This is a genomic window from Bartonella sp. MU70NMGDW (assembly GCF_042194085.1).
Classification (GTDB): domain Bacteria; phylum Pseudomonadota; class Alphaproteobacteria; order Rhizobiales; family Rhizobiaceae; genus Bartonella; species Bartonella grahamii.
On record NZ_JBHIMK010000467.1, the window covers coordinates 1 to 916 of the forward strand.

Consider the following 916-nt stretch of genomic DNA (forward strand, 5'->3'; position numbering starts at 1 on the left):
TCTTGCATTAATCTCTGCAAGCGCTCGGGATAAAAAAAATCTTCTGGACGCAAATCTATCCCATGATCACGTGCGTAATCTAAAATTTTTTGCTGGTGTTTTGCTGGCATGTCACGCCATCTATAAACAGATGACACATCTCTTTGCACTATGGTTGCTACAGTTTTGAAACCACCTAAATATTTTATAATTAATCTCGAAGGCATATGTAATCTCCATAACAGCGCAATAAATAATTGCGTTTTATGCACAAGTCAACGAAATTATGCTTTTTTATCATTTTTGCACATTTGCATAAAAATATATTTTCAAGGATTATACGAACCATGGAACAAGATATTCAGTCCAAACTTAAGCTATGGATTAAAGAGCGTCTTAACGAACGAGGACACGGCGCACAAACATTATTAGCATCACATTTAGAACTACACCCATCAGCAGTGAATCGCATGCTTAATACCTATCAAAATGGTAAAACGCGAGATATAACCATAGATGAACTAGTAAAGATTTCTGAATTTTTTAACGAACCTCCCCCCAGTTTTTACAAAGAAGTAGACTTAGATTTTATGAAAATATGTGCATCACTTGATCCAGTTGACAAAGAAGCGGTGCTTGATTTTCTTGAATTATTAAAAAAATTAAAAACAAAATAAGTAATAATTAACTGCTCTTTTTCATTGAATAATGAAAAAACAGATTCTATTTTTTTATCTATATCGCTCATAAACATCTCCCAAATTGTGGATAGCGCATAATTTAATTATATATTTTAAGATTTATTTTTGCGTTTTATGCAAAATTTTAATTGACTTGTGCATAAAATACAATTATCACTGCACCATACCCCGAAAAAAAAAACCTATGTCAAGGCGTTTTTTTCAAAATGTATTTAAATATTTTGATATGGAGGCAT

2 protein-coding genes are annotated in these 916 nt (G+C 31.8%); one reads left to right on the forward strand and one right to left on the reverse strand.

The window, feature by feature from the left end; all coding sequences use genetic code 11:
* Nucleotides 1-206 (reverse strand): hypothetical protein (locus ACFIKE_RS11645; RefSeq protein ID WP_375612683.1); only part of this gene is annotated, 206 nt, incomplete at its 3' end.
* 120 nt (nt 207-326) lie between these two features.
* Here ACFIKE_RS11645 and ACFIKE_RS11650 point away from each other — a divergent pair.
* Nucleotides 327-656, forward strand: coding sequence for a helix-turn-helix transcriptional regulator (locus ACFIKE_RS11650; RefSeq protein ID WP_208439714.1), 330 nt, complete (start codon nt 327-329; stop codon nt 654-656).
* Nucleotides 657-916: the final 260 nt, after the last annotated feature.

Coding starts and splice junctions, on each gene's coding strand:
- ACFIKE_RS11650 (WP_208439714.1), top strand. CDS start 327: ATGGAACAAGATATTCAGTCCAAACTTAAGCTATGGATTAAAGAGCGT.